The 15,515-nt window shown below is 42.9% G+C and carries 19 protein-coding genes and 1 tRNA gene; 7 read left to right on the forward strand and 13 right to left on the reverse strand.

Going from position 1 to position 15,515, the window contains the following annotated elements; translation table 11 throughout:
* The coding region (locus GBV73_RS07830; protein ID WP_152878962.1) for a hypothetical protein at positions 1-308 on the reverse strand (308 nt) is incomplete at its 3' end.
* Between the two features lie 55 nt (positions 309-363).
* Between GBV73_RS07830 and GBV73_RS07835 the strand changes: the two genes are divergently transcribed.
* Together GBV73_RS07835 and GBV73_RS07840 are read left to right on the forward strand one after the other, a co-directional pair.
* Positions 364-471: transfer RNA gene (locus tag GBV73_RS07835), tRNA-Met, on the forward strand.
* Positions 472-493: 22 nt separating this feature from the next.
* Positions 494-958: a hypothetical protein gene (locus tag GBV73_RS07840; RefSeq protein WP_152880563.1), complete on the forward strand. Its 465-nt coding sequence runs from the start codon at positions 494-496 to the stop codon at positions 956-958.
* Here the strand turns inward: GBV73_RS07840 and GBV73_RS07845 are convergent.
* The 5 genes from GBV73_RS07845 to GBV73_RS07865 all read right to left on the reverse strand — a co-directional run bounded on the left by GBV73_RS07845 (position 916) and on the right by GBV73_RS07865 (position 7,315).
* Positions 916-1,569, reverse strand: a complete 654-nt coding sequence (locus GBV73_RS07845; protein WP_152880565.1) for a ScpA family protein — start codon at positions 1,567-1,569, stop codon at positions 916-918. The genes GBV73_RS07840 and GBV73_RS07845 overlap by 43 nt on opposite strands.
* Positions 1,570-1,579: 10 nt before the next feature.
* Entirely contained in the window at positions 1,580-5,110 is a 3,531-nt protein-coding gene (smc, locus tag GBV73_RS07850; protein WP_152880567.1) for a chromosome segregation protein SMC, read from the reverse strand.
* Positions 5,111-5,162: 52 nt separating this feature from the next.
* On the reverse strand, positions 5,163-5,570 hold the full coding sequence (locus tag GBV73_RS07855) for a PIN domain-containing protein (protein WP_152880569.1): 408 nt from the start codon (positions 5,568-5,570) through the stop codon (positions 5,163-5,165).
* Positions 5,571-5,594: 24 nt separating this feature from the next.
* Complete coding sequence (eif2g, locus tag GBV73_RS07860) at positions 5,595-6,827, reverse strand: translation initiation factor IF-2 subunit gamma (RefSeq protein ID WP_152880571.1); 1,233 nt, start codon at positions 6,825-6,827, stop codon at positions 5,595-5,597.
* A 107-nt stretch (positions 6,828-6,934) separates the two neighbouring features.
* Positions 6,935-7,315 (reverse strand): 30S ribosomal protein S6e, encoded by a 381-nt coding sequence (locus GBV73_RS07865; protein WP_152880573.1) that lies wholly within the window; start codon positions 7,313-7,315, stop codon positions 6,935-6,937.
* Positions 7,316-7,462: 147 nt separating this feature from the next.
* Between GBV73_RS07865 and GBV73_RS07870 the strand changes: the two genes are divergently transcribed.
* Positions 7,463-7,633 (forward strand): preprotein translocase subunit Sec61beta, encoded by a 171-nt coding sequence (locus GBV73_RS07870; protein WP_152880575.1) that lies wholly within the window; start codon positions 7,463-7,465, stop codon positions 7,631-7,633.
* On the opposite strand, the gene GBV73_RS07875 is transcribed toward GBV73_RS07870, so the two are convergent.
* Entirely contained in the window at positions 7,630-8,286 is a 657-nt protein-coding gene (locus tag GBV73_RS07875) for a hypothetical protein (RefSeq protein ID WP_042701289.1), read from the reverse strand. The two genes, GBV73_RS07870 and GBV73_RS07875, sit on opposite strands and share 4 nt — an antisense overlap.
* 70 nt (positions 8,287-8,356) lie before the next feature.
* Here GBV73_RS07875 and engB point away from each other — a divergent pair, with 70 nt between their 5' ends.
* Positions 8,357-8,929, forward strand: coding sequence for a GTP-binding protein EngB (gene engB / locus GBV73_RS07880; RefSeq protein WP_042701287.1), 573 nt, complete (start codon positions 8,357-8,359; stop codon positions 8,927-8,929).
* On the opposite strand, the gene GBV73_RS07885 is transcribed toward engB, so the two are convergent.
* Positions 8,901-9,365 carry an Lrp/AsnC family transcriptional regulator gene (locus GBV73_RS07885; RefSeq protein ID WP_042701286.1) on the reverse strand — a complete coding sequence of 155 codons (465 nt, stop codon included), beginning with the start codon at positions 9,363-9,365 and terminating at the stop codon, positions 8,901-8,903. The genes engB and GBV73_RS07885 overlap by 29 nt on opposite strands.
* 153 nt (positions 9,366-9,518) lie before the next feature.
* Between GBV73_RS07885 and GBV73_RS07890 the strand changes: the two genes are divergently transcribed.
* Genes GBV73_RS07890 through GBV73_RS07900 form a run of 3 tightly spaced genes read left to right on the forward strand, consistent with a single transcriptional unit; the run spans position 9,519 to position 11,864 of the window.
* Complete coding sequence (locus GBV73_RS07890; protein ID WP_152880577.1) at positions 9,519-10,592, forward strand: Clp1/GlmU family protein; 1,074 nt, start codon at positions 9,519-9,521, stop codon at positions 10,590-10,592.
* A 47-nt stretch (positions 10,593-10,639) separates the two neighbouring features.
* Positions 10,640-11,479: a geranylgeranylglycerol-phosphate geranylgeranyltransferase gene (locus GBV73_RS07895; protein WP_042701282.1), complete on the forward strand. Its 840-nt coding sequence runs from the start codon at positions 10,640-10,642 to the stop codon at positions 11,477-11,479.
* A 4-nt stretch (positions 11,480-11,483) separates the two neighbouring features.
* The gene (locus tag GBV73_RS07900; protein WP_042701281.1) at positions 11,484-11,864 is read left to right on the forward strand and encodes a hypothetical protein; all 381 of its coding nucleotides are present in this window, start codon (positions 11,484-11,486) and stop codon (positions 11,862-11,864) included.
* A gap of 35 nt (positions 11,865-11,899) precedes the next feature.
* Here the strand turns inward: GBV73_RS07900 and GBV73_RS07905 are convergent, their stop codons facing one another.
* The 5 genes from GBV73_RS07905 to GBV73_RS07925 form a co-directional block, all read right to left on the reverse strand.
* Positions 11,900-12,703 carry an OB-fold nucleic acid binding domain-containing protein gene (locus GBV73_RS07905; RefSeq protein ID WP_152880579.1) on the reverse strand — a complete coding sequence of 268 codons (804 nt, stop codon included), beginning with the start codon at positions 12,701-12,703 and terminating at the stop codon, positions 11,900-11,902.
* Entirely contained in the window at positions 12,700-13,071 is a 372-nt protein-coding gene (locus GBV73_RS07910; RefSeq protein ID WP_152880582.1) for a replication protein RepA, read from the reverse strand. Before GBV73_RS07910 ends, GBV73_RS07905 begins: the two co-directional genes overlap by 4 nt.
* 1 nt (position 13,072) lies before the next feature.
* A complete protein-coding gene (locus tag GBV73_RS07915; RefSeq protein ID WP_152880584.1) occupies positions 13,073-14,134 on the reverse strand; it encodes an OB-fold nucleic acid binding domain-containing protein in 1,062 nt (353 codons plus the stop codon).
* Positions 14,135-14,251: 117 nt separating this feature from the next.
* A complete protein-coding gene (scpB, locus tag GBV73_RS07920) occupies positions 14,252-14,824 on the reverse strand; it encodes an SMC-Scp complex subunit ScpB (protein WP_042701275.1) in 573 nt (190 codons plus the stop codon).
* Between the two features lie 272 nt (positions 14,825-15,096).
* The coding region (locus GBV73_RS07925) for a transposase (RefSeq protein ID WP_152880017.1) at positions 15,097-15,515 on the reverse strand (419 nt) is incomplete at its 5' end.

Raw genomic sequence — 15,515 nt, forward strand, 5'->3', positions numbered from 1 at the left:
TTCTCCCAGTTGTGGAGGGTTGAGTAGTGAATGTTTGCTCCGAAGAATTTTCTGCCGTAGTGCTGGGCGTCTCTGAGAGGTAGGTTGTAGTATTGTTTAAAGAGGAGTATTGCCAGTATTGTTTTTACTGGAAATTTTTTGGATTTTGGCAGGTTCTTCAGCTTTCCTTCTGATTCGAAGTCTGCTAAAACGTCAAGAATTGCGAATGCCACGCTTTCAGGGTCTTTGAGTCTGTGATCCCATCTGGGGATCACGACAACCACCCGAAAGAATTCAGCAAAAACCCTAATAAAGGTTACTATAAACACGCCCTATGGAGGCGAAAAATTTAAAAACAAAGTACAAAGAGGTATATGCGGAAGTGCCGGGGTGGCTCAGCCTGGTCAGAGCGCCCGGCTCATAGGGCTGCTCCCCTTCGGGGGAGCCTGAGAAACCGGGAGGTCGCGGGTTCAAAGCCCGCCCCCGGCACCATTAAAATTTTCTCGGTGTTCTTATGCTGCTCACAAACCACGCTAAGGAGAGAATAATTAAACGCCTTTCAAAAAGCAGAAAATGCGAAAAAATTTACTCAGCTCTTCTGAATTTCCTTAATGGGGCGGAAAAGATTGAGGTTAATGAGAGAATCCTTATATTCACGGACAAAAGAAAGTCCCTCGTGTGCTCCAAGCTTGAAGGAAAGAAGCTCTCCGTTTCGGAGATATTTGAAGAAGTCAAAAATATTGACGACGCTTATGAGTGCGTGTTCTGGGGAGAGAAAAAGGTTGCGAAGAAAACAACACCACGGAAGTTTTTAAGCGAAATTCCCAATGGCATCTTTTACTTTTACATAAACAGGGAGAAAAAGGTTATTTATGTGGGTGAAGAAGAACCCCTGCTTGCCATAACATTCAGGCCGGCAAAAAAGAGAGAAAGGGACTATGTTGGGACTACAAATATCTCCCCAAAGGGCTCCTCCTGAATAAGCTCGACCTTTCCCATGTTTGCCAGAAACAGTAAATAAAGAAATGTTCTTGCCACTATCTTGGGCGTTGGGTCAAATATCAGATCCCAGAAGGGTATTTTTTCCTTTGTTTCTTCGTAGAGCTCCTTGACTATTTCGTAGAGCCTGTTAACGTGCTTCTCTATATCCACTCTGAAGTCATCAACAACGAATATCTCTTCCTCAATCTCGACTTTCTTTTTCTTCTTGGGTTTTTTCTTTTCCGCTTCTTCCAGTGCGTCCATAAGGGCTTCTATGAGATCATCTAGAGTGTAATAGCGCTCCACCCTTCTCAAAGGAGGAACATAGGGCTCCACTTCAACCCTTATTTTCTCTTCTTCCTCCTCTTCTCCTTCCTCGTCTTCACCGCCGTAAAGCAGTGCCTCGGTTTTCATTCTAAGAAGGATAGAAGCGGCTAAGATTGCCCTGGCGGATATCCTTAAGTCGAGATCCTGCATTTCCCTGATCCGCTCGATATACTTCTCTGTAAGGTCGACTATGTCTATGTTCCAGGGGTCAACCTTGCCCATCGTTACGAGCTGGAGGAGAATGTCAATGGGAGTTATTTCTTCCTCTCTCTTGTGTTCCATTTTCCTTCACCTAGATTGCCGCGTTTGTGTTCTTTGCCCTTGCCTTCTCCAGGTACTCCATTGCCTTCTCCAGGCTTAGGCTCACAACCCTTGAGATTCCGTTGCGCATTGATACCCCTATTATCTTGTCCGCATTAGCCATCATGACGTCCCTAAGTGTTATTACTATGAACTGGCTGTCTTTAGAGGCTTCTTTTATTAGATCGGCGACCCTCTTTACGTTTGCATCGTCAAGATGGGCATCGATTTCGTCAAAGAGATAGAACGGGGCTGGCTTAAAGTGCTGAATTGCAAAGACAAAAGCCAATGCTGTCAATGCCTTTTCTCCACCGCTCATTGCCTCTATTCTCTTTACTTCCTTTCCAGCGGGCTTTGCCTCTATGTCCAGTCCACCGCTGAAGGGATCCTCGGGATTTTCGAGTATTAACCTAGCCTCTCCGCCGGGGGAAAGCTTTGCAAACAGCTCTGAAAAGTTCTTTGCAATGGCATTCAGCGTTCTCATGAAGACGTTCTTTTTTTGCGCCTCTATTTCATTTATGAACTCGACGATGCTGTCTTTTTCCGCCTCAAGTCTTTCTCTCTTTGATCTGAGCTCAAGGTAACGCCTCTCTACAACTTCATAGTCCTCAATAGCCTTCATGTTAACTGGCTCAAGCTTTCTAATCTCTTCCTCCATTTCATCTATTTCCTCTCTAAGCTTCTCCAAGTCGAGAGGAATCTCCTTGACAAGCCTAACGTCGTGGTGCTTGAGCTCCCTGTTCTTCTCCCGAAGCTGGGCTTCGTATTGAGCGATTCTTATCTTGAGTGAATTCGCCTCAATTCTAAGTTTTTGTAATGCATCTCTGAGCTCTTCCTTCTTTTCTCTCAACTGGGAGATTTCTTCCCTGAGTTTCTCTCTTTCATCCCTAAGATGCTTGAGCTCTTCTTTTACTTCTTCTTCTGCTTCTTGCAGCGTCTCAAGTTCCTCCTGCAGTCTGGCAATGTTTTCTTCGTTTTTGCTTATGCTGGCCTTGAAGGCGTTTATTCTGTTTATAAGCCCTTCAATCTCTTCCTCCAGATCAGCTTTTCTTGGAATTAGTTCTTCGTTAATCCTCACATCGAGGTTTTCAAGCTTTGATTCAACTTTACTGAGCTCCTCTCTAAGGGCACTGAGCTCGTGCTCTACTTCTCTTATCTTCTGGTTAAGTTCTCTTGCCTCTGGGTTGTCGAGTGCTTTTCTCAGCTTTTCCCTCTTCTTCTCAAGTCTCTCTATTCTTCCGCTGAGCTTCGCGAGCTCACCTTTTGTCTGATGAATCAACCCTTCAAGCTCTTTTATTCTCTTTTCACCTTCCTCGATTTCCTCTTTTAGGGCATTATCTTCATTGAGCAGTCTATCCATTTCCTTTTGGAGAACCTGGAGATCTTTTGAAAGGTCGCTCTTTTTCATTCTCAGCTCAAATAGCTCTCTCTCCAATCCTTTCTGCTCAATTTTGAGAGCATTTATCTGGGACTCCAGAGAGTCTTTCTCTCTTTCCAGAGCCTCCAAGCGTTTCTTTATTTCATCGGTATTTATCCCAAGCTTCGCCTTTGGTCTGTAATAACCTCCGACAATTGCTCCACTCCTCTCTAAGAGCTCCCCCTCAAGCGTAACCATTCTAACCTTTCCAATTCCAACCTCTCTGGCTTCATTCATATCGGTGACTATCAAAGTATCCCCAACGGCAAATGAAACAGCGTTTCTGAATTTCGGATTGTACTCAATAACGTCCATAACGGGGATGCCCTTTGAAGTCTCAGTAAGTTTGCGCGGCTTTATTTTATTTAACGGAAGAAACGTGAGTCTTCCAAGCTTGTTTTTCTTGAGGAAGGTTATTGCTTTCTCTGCAACTTTATCATCCTCAACAACCACGTTGTCAGCATGAGAGCCGAGGGCGACTTCAACAGCGGTGAGATAGCTCTCATCCCTGACTTTTATAAGCTCTGCCAGAGAGCCGTAAATTCCGGGAATGTTCGCTTTCTTCAATGCTTCAAGCGTCTTATTGCCGCTGATTTCCCTCTGTGCCTCAGCCTTTATCAAATCTTCGTTTAATTTTTTAATTTCGGGAAGAAGTTTTTCCAGCTTTTGCTGCTTTTCTTCCAGCTCTTTCTCAATCTTTCTTAGCCTGCTGGTAGTTTTTTCCATCTTCCCCTCTATTTCTGACAGCTCGGCTTTTTTCTTCTCAATTTCTTCTCTTGTTTCTTCAATTTTGCTCTTGAGTGCCAGTCTTTTTGCGGAATTTTGAGCATTTCTTGTCTTGATTCTCTCGATTTCATCGTGCATTTTTCCTATTTCACTTTCTTTGAGATAGTAGTCCTTCTTCGATTGTTCGAGCTCTTTTTCAACGCTGTCGAATTCTTCCTTAGCTATTGAGAAGTTCTTATCTATCTCCGCCAGCTTTAGAATTAGTTCGTTTCTTTCTTTTTCTTTTTCCTGTATTTCTTTGAGAAGGATCTCTTTTCTCTTCTTCCATCTTTCTATTGCAGATTTGCTTTTTTCGATTTCTTCAGAGACTGCCCTAAGCTCTTCCTTTGTTTTCATGAGTCTTCTCTGGCTTTCTTCAATCTCCCTGTTTGCCAGCTCAATGTTTTTCTTTGCCAGCTCTATTTTGGAGGTGATGTCGCTTATCTTCCGTGTTACTTCGAGAATACCATCCTCACTTTTCTCTTCAAGTTCTCTTTCAATTTGATTGAGGGTTCTCTCTTTTTCGACTATTTCCTTCGCGATCTCTTCCAGCTTTTTGCTGATTTCGTTTATTTCCTCTTCAATTTCCTTGTCTCTTTTCTGGCTTTCTGCAATTAAATTTTCAAGCCTCCTCACTTCTCCTACAAGCAAAGTTGTTCTGGCTATCTCCAGCTTTTCTTTTAGGTCTAGGTACCTCAAAGCATCATTTCGTTCTTTTTCGAGCTTGTCGAGCTGCGTTTTCACTTCCCTTATAAGCAAATCAACTCTGGCCAAGTTCTCTTCTGCCTGCTTTAGCTCTTCTAAGGCTTTCTTTTTCTTCTCGTCGTATTCTGCTACACCAGAAATCTCGTCTATTATCATTCTCCTTTCAGTTGGGCTCATTTTAATGAACTTGGTTATGTCACCTTGGAGAACTAAATTGTAACCCTCAGGCGATATCATTGCAGCGCTCAGCAAATCTAGAATATCGCTCCTGCTGGTTCTCTTCCCATTGAGCCAGTAAACGCTTCTTCCGTCCGGATAGACACGCCGCTTTACGACTACCTCATCCTCGTCTATTGGAAATCCTCTGTCTTCATTGTTGAAGTATATCGCAACCTCAGCATATTTAGCAGGCTCCTCCTCTTTTGTGCCTGCAAATATGAGGTCACTTATCCTCGTTGCACGCATTGCCTTCGCTGACAAACCACCGAGAACAAAGAGAATAGCATCGCCAATATTGCTTTTACCGCTTCCATTGGCACCAACTATCGCTGTGAAGCCACGAGAAAAAGGAACTACCACTTTTTTGTTCCCATATGATTTGAATCCTTTCATTTCCATTTTCTCTATATATGGCATATTTAACACCTACGCCGAATTGAACTAAAATGGTTATATATCTTTCTCCGCATCAAGAAAGCATGCCTTCAAGCTCAAGAATCTTTTTCTGCCGCAGATAAACTACAGGAATGCCATTTTCGCGGAGTTTTCTCTTCAATGCTTTGTCATTTGTGCATACTATTACATTTGGAGTTTTCAATGCAAACTCAAGTATCTGCTGGTCTATGGGCTTTTCTCCAAACCTGCCTATCTCTACAATATTGAACTTTTCAGCCAGCTTTTTGGCCATTCTAACAGCTATGAGATCTTTTCCTTTGACCTTGCGTTCTATTACATTAAGCTCGTCAAGAACGACGTTTGGGATAAGAACCTCAAACTTCACATCAAGAACCCTGTGAAGCTCACTCACTATGTCAACCCCAAACTGGCCGGGGATTAAAAGAAAATTCGTGTCCGGAATAACGATCCACTTCCGCATAAAATCACCAAAAAAGGGAAAGAATCACTCCCTTATGAAGCCGTAGCCGATAAGCCTCCACCTTGAGCCTACCTGTCTGCTAATTGCAACTCTCTCTCCGGGCTCTGCACATATCGGGATTTGGAGCTTGAGCTCAATCTCGTCTTTGCCTATTCCTGTCACAAGGCCCATTGTTCTCGCTGTTCCCACGTTGAGGAGAAGCACTTCTTTCCTCTTTATAGGCTCTACTTTGAGTTCTTCTTCAGTTCCAACCACTCTTTCAAGGAGGTGCACTTCTAACCTGATGTCCTGCCAGACCGGTGGGAGCTTACCGGGCTTTCCGACGACGTTACCGGCCATTAAATCCCCCTTGGTCAAGAATGGATCAAGCTTAGTCCCAACTCCCACAAGTCCACCGGGGTATGCCTCTTCTACAAATCTTCCACCTGCTTGAAGGGAAACTATCTCAGTGGTTATGGGCTCGTATTTTATTCTTCCATGTTCTTCATATGGAACTCCAGGCCTTATTTCAATTTCATCTCCGACTTTGAGCTTTCCTTGGACAATTGAACCTCCAATAACTCCACCAACAAGCTTTTCAGGGGGAGTTCCCGGCTTATTGACATCGAAACTCCTTAAGACGAGCATTTTTGGCGGCTTGTTCGGGTCTCTCTCGGGTGTTGGGATAAAGTCCTCAATCGCCTTTATCAGCACGTCTATGTTTGCTCCGTGAAGGGCGGATATTGGTATGATAGGAGCGTTTTCTGCCACAGTACCTTTGACAAACTCCTTAATCTGCTTATAGTTTTCTATAGCCTGTTCCTTCGTTACAAGCTCAATCTTGTTCTGGGCAATTATTATGTTCTTATTCCCTACTATCTGCAATGCCATTAGGTGCTCTCTCGTTTGAGGTCTTGGACATGGCTCATTTGCAGCAATAACCAAAACCGCACCATCCATCAAGGAGGCCCCAGCAAGCATTGTGGTCATCAAAGCCTCGTGTCCCGGAGCGTCTATAAAAGAAACTCTCCTCTCGAACTCGGTTTCAGCACCACAGTATGGACATTTTGGAGAAGTAGAATACTTTCCACAGCTCGGGCACTTTCTTATTTCAGCATCGGCAAAACCTATCTTGATGGTGATACCCCTTCTAAGCTCCTCGCTATGGGTATCTGTCCAGATTCCGGTTAAGGCTCTTGTTAGTGTTGTCTTACCGTGATCAACGTGACCAACCATACCAATATTAACTTCAGCCTGCTTAAACTTCTTCTTTGCCATTTTCCTCGCCTCCAAAATTAAGGGTTTATTCTCCCTTATTAACCTTACCACAAGGACTTTTAAATTAATCGATGACAATTAAAGATTAAAGAATGGAGAAGGAGGGTTCATGGATAGACAATTTTAACGTTTATTTGAACAATTTCAGGGCTTATTGTATTGCCCCTAACGGTTTTCTTCCTTCTTTCTCCCTTTTCTTGGGGTCTGAATCCGGGGCCTCTTGAAAGGAGAATCCTAACCCTTCTTGGCCCATGAACGTCAGGCCTCATTGGGAAGCCATCTTTGTCAGTTCCACCGGTTATTTTAAGCTTAACATCCGCTGGAATTTCACTTCCAAAGATTTCACTCAAATTAAGCCCTAACTCCTTAGCCTCTATTTCGTCTCCTATTCTAAGGCCAATCAACTTCTCCGCCTCAGCCCCAGTAATTTCAACTTGCTTTGCGATACCACTCTTTGGATCGGATATTACAAGCTTGAATGTTGCCATTTCCTCCCACCTCCACGTTCATTAGCGGGATTCATTGGGTAAACCCCTTGTCCACCATGGGCTAAGTGGTTTTATTTAAAAAGGTTTCTTTGACAAAAACTTTTTTATATGCTGGTGTTTATTGTTCTCAACAGGAGAGGTGAGAGAATGGCAAAGGAAAAAACAACTCTACCCCCAACCGGTGCAGGTTTGATGAGGTTCTTTGACGAAGACACAAGGGCAATAAAAATAAGCCCCAGAGGGGCAATAGCAATAGTATTGATATTTGTGGCTATTGAGATATTGCTTAACGTGTTTGGCCACCAGATATTTGGTTAGAGGAGTGTTTTCTTTAATCCTCTTGCATTTAATTCCTCATTCACTATTTTTCTAATGACGTCCTCGATGTATCCCTTGATGAGGGTCTCGACATCTGCCTTTATCTGGTCTATATCATGCCTTAATCCTTCCAGGAGCCTTATGTACTCTTTTGCCATCTCAAGCTGTCCTTCCTGCTTTATAAGCTGTTCCTTTAGGTGCTCAAAGTCTTCTTTGATAACCTGAAGCCTCTTCAACTCTTTCGTCAGCTCTTCAATCTGTTTCATTAGCTTTGAGTTTTCTTCCTTAAGTTCTGCAATAACTTTCTCCTTGTGCTCCAGCTCTTTCACCAAGGTGTTGTACTCTGAAGCTATGTTGTGGAGCCTCTCTATCTCCCTTATCGGTGGGACTTGGCCATTTCCAAGTATTATGACGTCTGGACCAACAGTGACAATGTCAGAGGGCTTGATTTTTATCTTCTTTTCACTAGAGAACATGCCGGGCTGGAGTTCACCGCTCTTGCTTATGTTCTCCAGAGACTTCATTTTCAGAATAAAATAGAACTGGTCACGGTCTACCTCCACGTTAATGTCAGTCACATAGCCCAATATCTGTCCATTGATCAATGAGACCACAAACTTATTAATAAGTTGGTTCCCCTGCTGGTTCTCCATAGGACTCACCTAGGAAAGATTTTTGAAGTTACTCTACTTAAGCCTTTCCGAAATAAGAAGGTGAGTGTAGATGATAATCTTCGTCGGACGATCAAACGTTGGGAAAAGCACGCTGATATTTAGGCTTACTGGAAAGTACGTTAAGAGGGGCAAGAGGCCGGGCGTGACGAGAAAACCCGTAGAAATAGGGTGGCGGGGAAAGAAGGTAGTCGACATGCCCGGTTTTGGGTTTATGAGCGGAGTGCCAAAACATGTTCAGGAAAAGGTAAAAACCGAAATAGTGCGCTTCATAGAAGACAATGCCGATAAAATTGAGCTTGCAGTGTTGGTTATAGATGGAAAAAGCGCCCTTGAAATCATTGAAAGGTGGGAGAAAAGAGGAGAGATACCCATCGATGTAGAGTTCTTCCAGTTTCTCCAAGAGCTCAACATACCAACCATAGTTGCAGTCAACAAGATGGACAAAGTAAAGAACCTAAACGCAACCATAAACCGCCTCATAGAGAAGTTCGGACTAAGTGGAACGTGGGAAAATTACAAAGATGTCTTTATCCCAATTTCTGCGAAATTCGGGACAAATTTAGATCAGCTCAGAAAATTAATAGAAGAGAAAATCAGAGAGTCTCAAGAACAACGTGGGTGATTGTTTCTTTAACCCCATCAAGGGATGCTATCTCCTCTAGTATTTCGTCAAGTCTGGTTTTGTCTGCTTCAACAATAAGGTCTATGTCACCGGTAACCCTGTAAATGCGCTTAACTTTGAGCTTTTTGATAGCATCATAAACGGATTTCCTCTTAGTGGGTTCAATCCTGACGAAAACAAAGACATCCCCCTTCTTTTCACCCAGAAACTCCAATGCTTTGTCAGTAAGGTCTATGAATCCCCTACCTGTTCTTATGTATCCAAGCTCCTTAAGGGTCTTGAGGTGGTTGCTTAGAGCCTGTCTTGTTATTCCCAATTCGTCAGCCAGTTCATCCTGGGTTTTTTCAACGGTGTGTACTTCTATGGTTTTTCCCTCTTTGTAAAGCTTTTTAAGCAACTCCACTTGTCTTGATGTAAGTGCGCTATCAGTATTCATTTTTATCCCCTCCTATTTCATTTGTTTTGCAATCACAAACTATGTGGTTTATAGTTTTAATAAACCTTTTGGTCTTTGTAAATTAATCCTGCTACATGCTTTTTCAGTAATTTTTGAGTTAACTTTTTAATTGTTTCCTTTTACTTTCAATATATGAACAAGGCAAAATATACACAAGAAGTTCCAGAAGACAGAGGTGAAGTCCTGAAAATCATACAAAAAGAGAAAAAGCCTCTCAAAATCATGATATTGGGCGGAGTTGATAGCGGAAAAACGACCCTCACAGTGTTTTTAGCTAATGAACTTCTCTCTCAGGGATTTAGAGTAGCAATTGTAGACAGTGACGTTGGTCAAAAGGGCATTCTACCTCCTGCCCTCATAAGTCTCGGGTTTCCTGATAGCATTTTCACATCAATGGAAGAGATAAAGCCCATAAAACATTATTTTGTCGGCACAATAGCACCGAATCAGTTTTTTGGGGAAATGGTAACTGGAGTTAAGCTCCTTGCTGATGAGGCAATTAAAAGGGGAGCGGATGTCGTCATAGTGGATACCACCGGCCTGGTTCATGGGTCTGGGGTCGAGCTAAAAAGAATGAAAATAGAGCTTGTCAGGCCTGATTTGATACTTGCTTTACAGAGAAAAGACGAGCTTGAGGACATCCTAAGACCCTTTGAAGACAGAACAAGGATTATTAGATTAGCAATTAGTGAAAACGCAAAACTCCATACAAGGGAGGAAAGAAGGCAAATAAGAAAAGAAAAATGGAAAAGGTACTTTGAAAACTCCCGTGAATACATCCTAGACCTTAAAAGACTCCACATAAGCGGCACTATGATGTTTCAGGGAAAAGAAATAAGTGAAGAGGAAAAAGGTCTCCTGGAGAGTCTATTTAGGTGGCTCGTTTTTCACGGGCGAAAAATTGCAGGGAAGTATTTTGTTGTAAAAGCCGACGCTGGAAGTTTCCCAAGAAATTTTGATAGAAACTCAATGAACGCTGTTGATTTCGAGAATCTAAGCAATCTCATCGTCGGTCTCATAGATAAAAAGGGTTTTTGCCTGGGGCTTGGAATTCTAAAGCTAATAAACTTTAAAGAGCTTAAAGCCCATGTACTGACTCCTTTAGATGAAAACGAGCTCAAAAATGCCGTTGAAATAAGGTTTGGAAGAATCAGAGTGCGGGAAGATGGGGAGGAACTTGGGCTTTTAAGCAGAGATGCCCTTTAGGGAAAAGATTTTTAACCGCTCCTCATTTTTAGTATTAGGTGTGCCTAATGGAGCTCAAAGGATTCTTGGAAATTCTGAGACCAGCCAACTGTACTGTTGCGGGTTTAGTTGGAATTCTCGGTGCTACAGTGGCTTTAGGTAGCTTTCCCGGCTATGAAAAAAGCTTGATGATATTTCTTGTGGTATTCCTCGGGTGCAGCTGGGGCAATATAATCAACGACTACTTTGACTATGAGATTGATAAAATCAACCGACCCACCAGGCCCCTCCCAAGGGGAGCACTCTCAAAAAAGGCGGCCCTTGTCTACGGTTTATGCTTAGCTGCATTGGGACTTTTAGTAGCATATATGCTTAATCTGCAGGCATTTTTATTTGCCTTCGGGGCTTATCTCCTGATGTACCTCTATGCCTGGAAGTTCAAGCCCACACCTTTTATTGGGAATCTCATAGTAGCGACCCTTACGGGAGTCACCCCCCTTTACGGAGCTATAGCTGTTGGTAAAATTGGCCTTGCCGGTTATCTTGCACTCTGTGCGTTTTTAGTGAACGTTGCACGGGAGATATTCAAGGACGTTGAAGACATTGAGGGTGACATGGCTCATGGAGCCAAAACTCTCCCCATTGTTTGGGGGGTTGAAAAGGCCTCAAAACTTGGGGTTCTGTTCAGTGTTGCTACTGTAATCGCCTCGTTCTTACCTGTAAAGGCCGGAATCGGCCTTGGATACCTCCCAATAATAGCCGTGGATGGAATAATTTTGTTCTCCGCATACGAAGTTTTAAAAGACCCATCTCCAATTACTGCTGGGAAAGCTCAAAGAAAGTTAAAGATTGCAATTTACCTGGCGGTGTTCAGCTTTTTGTTAGGCTCATTGACAAAGGAGGTGTGAAGGTATGGAATTCAAAGACCAGATTAAAGACAAATTATCTGACAAAGAATTGTGGACGGTCATCACATTCAAAACACCCTATGGTCCGGGAGAGACTCTGGAAATGCTCGTCAATGTTTTGGAGGAACTTGGATGGAAAATTGTGTTTAAAGCTAACTGGTGGACTGCAGACATTCCCTACGGGGTCATAAGAATAGATATCGAGCAAGATGGAAGAGAAAAGATCGTGCTCGGAAGGTGGATACTGAGCAACAAGTGCGAGCTTTTAAAGATAGAAAGCATGGATTTAGAGAAAGGCAAAAACGAGTTCTATAGACTTGTAGACGGCATAACCTCCACCCTCATCCACGATCCTGTAATTAGGACAATGAGAGAGCAGTATTGATTTTCTTTTTTTCAAAAAAATTATAAAGAAAAGGGCTATTCGAGTATCTGGTAATAACCGACCTCTGGTTCAAAAATCTCTCCTTCCGCAAGGAGAGCCCTAATTGCTTCTTCGACTGTCTCCGGGTCGTATTTGTCTTGAAGTTTTCTCTGGATGAACTTCAATGAGACCGCAGTGCCCTTTGATTTGAGTATCTCCAGTACGGCCTTCTTTACCCCTTCAAGTTCTTCACTGACCTCTTTTTCCTCTTCCTCAAACAATTCCTCCTCAAAAGCAGCCTCTTCAGCTTTTTGCTCCATTATTATGCTATAGAGCTCATCTATTGTGCTTAGTAAATCTTCACTTATTCCCTTGTTCTTTGCAATAACCTTGGCCTTCGCGGTGATTCCGTAGGTGTTGTATATCTCAAAAGCGATTTTGGCCTTTTTAATATGCTCAACTTTGTCTTTAAGTGTCTCGTACCTGTGCAGTATCCACATGTTGGGGTCAACTTTGCTGACTCCCTCAACGAGGATTTGCTTGTCATCTCTCCACTCAGCCACCTTTCCAATCAGCTGAACCATGTCCCCTCTCTTTACCAAGCGAACAAACCTTGTGTCGTCTCTAAACCCTAGAACCCAGATTACTCCAGTCCCATCGTCTATCTGGAATTTTCCATAAGTTTCATCCTCTGCAATTATGGGGTCTCTAACCACTGTCCCCACTATCTTTACCCTATACACCTTTCTTGCGTCCTTTGTGATAAGGTAATTTGGCTCAAAATCTCCCTCACCCTTGACGTAAAATCCCTCTAAGACGTCCTTTATGTAGACCCTTGTTGAGGGCAATCTCTTGTTCATTCTAACCACCACACAAGAGCGTTTTCAAGTTTGGGCAAGAGTTTCTTTTCCAGTTCTTGAATCTCCTCAAGATACTCCAGATTTACATTGCTGAAATCCTGAACTACCTCCCCATAGATGTGTATCTTCTCATCGTTTCTAATGACTCTGCCAATCACCCTTACCTGTTGCCCAATTTTTGGCAGGATGTTTTCCTCACATTCAATCGCAATTACCCCAGTTCCATCGTCAAGCCAAAAGATGTAGTCTATTTTGTCGACTTTGACAACCTTACCAACTAATGACACCCTTACATCTTCTGGAGTTATCTCGGCAATTTTTTTCTCAACCGCAGGCTTTCTTCTTCTAACTTGAGGAATCTCTTCCATCTCACTCTACCTCCTCCAAGAGCTCTCTCCTCACTCTTTCAATTTCCTTTTCATAATCAACGTCATCCCATGAAGAAGCTTTCAATATAAGTCCCAAGAACCTGTCCTCAACGACGTTTCCTCTAACGATTATCTCCTTTCCAAGAACATGGTAGAACTCTTCCTCTGCAAGCTTTCTTCCAGCTTCTCTCATAGTTAATCCAGTATTTACAAGCTCTTTAAGCTTCTCGCTAATTTCTTCCGGCTCAACTCCGAGGATCTCCACGACATCATCTCCAAATAGGGTAACCCTTATGTAGCCCGTTGAGTCATCGATACCAAAGTCCAGTATTGTCGCTTTGATTGGCTTAACCTCACCGTGCTCTATACATATCCACGTGTCCGTTGCGGGGTCATAGTCAACTTTTCTCCTGCACTGAGGACATGCATCGTAAGCTATAACCCTGTAGAGCTTTGCTATTGTGCCCCTAACTTCGACAAACTTTTCGCCGCCCATCAGCTCTCCAATGTTCTTTCTCGTGTAGTTGTAGCTTCTTACCTCCTCAATTGGCGGAATTTCTTTGACTCTCGGGTCTTCAGGGTTTACTATAACTCTGCTCCTAAAGTTGACATGAATCTCCGGAAGACCTCTCAGGCTTTCCCTCACATCTGCATTTATAATCTTGATCACTGTGCCGGGTTGAATCTCGTTATAATACTTTGCAACTTCTGAGTCCCACAAAACAACCCTTGCCCTTCCGGTATTGTCATAAATTAAAAGACCCGCAACTCTTCCAACTGAGCCGTCCTTTTTGGTGTATTCTCTAACAGGGTACTTGCGAAGAACTCTACCAACAACGTTTATGTTTCTCATCCCCGGAACTAAATCGGCAATATGGATCAGAGCAGGCTCTTCTTCCTCAGTCTCTACCCCAAGCTGCTCTGCCAAAAGAAGTGCGGCCGCATGTTCGGAGATTTCATTAGCCTGGGCTATCTCTCTGATTTTACGTTCTATTTCCTCCAGGCTCATGCCTGTTTTTCTCCTTATCCTATCAACAATTTCCTCTTTCGTTATAACCGTCATATACACTCACCTGAATAGTAATTCGCAGAACGGGTATTTAAAGTTTTTGAACCCCCAATACACCCTTAAAATTTCTTCATAGTGCAGAAAAAGAAAAACGAGAGGTATAAGAAATTACTACTCCACGTTTTTCTCTTCTTGTTGCTTTTCTATTTTTGCTATTAAGTCGGAATATTCGGCATGGACAACCTTTTTGAAGGCTTCCTTTATTATCAAGGGGTCGTTTTCTGGGAATCCGTAGAGCTCTGCAAATTTCTGGGTTGTTCCAAGGATTTTTGTCTTCTCATATGGCTCTGCATAAATAAGGCCCATTTCCAGCAGACGTTTTATGTGCTCATAAGCCTGACTTCCTCTAAGCTTCACCAGTTTACTCTGCTCTATTGGCTGTAGATATGCTATTAAAGCGAGGGTTTTGAGTTCTCCTGTTCTCAGGTCGGGCCTTGGCATAAGGTGAATAACTCTCTGAGAGTATTCTTGTTTAACCTGCATCACGTACTTATCGCCGAGAACCCTTACAACTTCTATAGCGCTTTTCCTCTCAGCATATTCAGCCGCTATAAGCTCAATGAGTTTTTCAAGATAGTCTAGAGACTTAATCCCAAGAGCCTTGGATAGCTCTTTAAGACTCAAAGGGCGTCCTGCAACAAACAGTGCAGCTTCCACAAGGGCTTTATCCTCTATTAGTCCCATGATCATCACCTAAAGAGATAGTTTGTCATATTGGTGTGGTATTACTTCTCGCCTCTTATATTGCTTTCGCAGAAGAACCATTTTGTCCCCAAACATGCATAATCACAAAAAACTATCTAAAGAACTCAAAAAGTATGATTCCCGCTTCACATAAAAAGGTTTGGAAAGAAAAAATCAAAACACCGAGTTAAGCCTTCATCCGTCTACGGGTATCATTGTCCCGTTTATGTAGCTTCCATACTCACTGGCTAAAAACGCAACGAGGTAACACCCTAGTTCCCACCACCTGTGAAGTTGTATAATCTGTCCAGATTCACGGCCAGAATCGCCCCTAAAATCCTGACAGCTAACCCCCTCAAACTAACACTCCTGCTCGGCCTCAGAAGAAACTCAGAAAACTTCGAAAACAAAGTCTCAATCCTCCTGCGAAAGTCAGACAAGTACTTGTAAAACTTCTTCTCCTCCAGATTACTAATCTGATTCCCCCGCTTTACTGGCGTGTAAACAACGCCAAACCTCAAAAACTCCTCCTCGAGTTCCCTGTTAACATACCCCTTATCCAAAAACAGAAAACAGCCGGAAAACTCCTCAACAATCACCCAGAACTTTTCCCGGACAACACTCACATCATGCTTATTCGCCGGATCAACAGACAGTAAAGCCAGCAAATTTCCATCAGAGTAACAGGTCA

The organism is Thermococcus sp. 101 C5, from assembly GCF_009372125.1.
Taxonomy (GTDB): domain Archaea; phylum Methanobacteriota_B; class Thermococci; order Thermococcales; family Thermococcaceae; genus Thermococcus_A; species Thermococcus_A bergensis.